This window comes from Rhizobium sp. BK661 (genome assembly GCF_024808825.1).
GTDB lineage: Bacteria > Pseudomonadota > Alphaproteobacteria > Rhizobiales > Rhizobiaceae > Rhizobium.
The window spans coordinates 1-1,319 of the sequence record NZ_JANTYT010000059.1; the positions used below are offsets into that span (position 1 = coordinate 1).

A 1,319-nucleotide genomic window follows, 5' to 3' on the forward strand; every position below is an offset into this window, starting at 1 on the left:
TGGAGTGCCCCCCGTTTCGCCGGACAGGTCAGCTATTGAGATGAAGCTTTGATGAATTCCCTTGGGGAAGCCATCTTCAGCGCTGAATGTGGATGGATTTCGTTGTAATCCTCGATCCATCCGTCGATCTTCCGGAGTGCTGTACCTGCGTCCGGAATGGGTGATATGCGTATGTAGTCCCGTTTCAGGGTTTTGACGAACGCCTCCGACATGCCGTTCGACTGTGGGCTGGCAACAGGCGTGAAGCATGGGATCAGATTGAGGGCTTGAGCAAACAGCCTGGTATCCCTTGCAGTGTAGGCACTGCCGTTATCAGATAGATGTTCGATAGCATGCGGAGCGCTGGTTGCGCCGAAGCGCTTCTCGACGGCCTCCAACATCATGTCTCGGATGTCAGAACCGGATATCCCGGCATTGGCCACGGCTGCCCAGGCAATGATTTCCCGGTCAAACGCGTCGATGATGAAAGCGAGACGAACTACCTCACCATTCCAGCAGGTGAACTCAAGACCGTCCGAGCACCAACGAAGGTTCGACCGCATCACCATGACTTTGCCGTCGTGGATGCGGCCCTTGCGCACGGCGGTGTGTTTCTCAAGGATCATCGCGTGGTTGGCCATGATGCGATGAACCCGCTTGCGGTTGACGACCGGCTGATCGGCGGCTCGCCGCTGCCTGTTGAGAAGGGCAGCGATCCGCCGATAGCCATAAGTTGGCCTGGCATCCACCAGCTTGCGAATGGCAGGCAGCAGTTCGGCATCCTCGGTTTTCAGATAAGGCCCGCGAGGCTTGGACTTACCTTTCAGACGTTCGGCAAGATTGGACCTCGATACCCCCAGGACTTGCGCCACCGTCTTCATCGAGAACCGTCCTTCGGCAACAAGATCGGCCGCGATATCGGTTTTTTTGACTGGGCTTTGGAAAGGGCTTCGCGGAGAATCTCGTTCTCAAGCGTCTTGCGTCCGAGGATGCGCTCAAGCTCGCGCACTCGATCTTCCAGCTTCTTCACTTCGGAATTGCCGATCACTGGTTCGTCGGAATCCACGGCCACCGCACCTCCCTCGCTCAGGAGCCGACGCCAGCGATACAAGAGATTTGGCGCAACTCCATGTCGCCGAGCCGAAGAGGAAACAGTCTCCCCCGGGGCATAGCTCTCCTCGATGATCTGCAGTTTGCGTTCCGTTGTCCAGCGTCGCCGCCTGACGTCACCGATCATCAGATCAACCTGTCGAAACTCGTTAGACATAAGCCTATCCTCAAGCCTGTGCTTGAGCCTTCCTGCTTATGCTGAGTGTCCGGTCGAATTGGGGTGCAGTTCA

General features: G+C 56.9%; 1 protein-coding gene. It reads right to left on the reverse strand.

The genetic code is table 11. The features are described 5' to 3' along the window. Nucleotides 1–32: 32 nt before the first annotated feature. Nucleotides 33–1,246 (reverse strand): IS3 family transposase gene (locus FHX16_RS31395; RefSeq protein WP_183865168.1). Its coding sequence is split into 2 segments (ribosomal slippage): nucleotides 33–910 and nucleotides 910–1,246, totalling 1,215 coding nucleotides; the frame shifts between segments, so codons are not numbered across the junction. Nucleotides 1,247–1,319 lie beyond the last annotated feature (73 nt).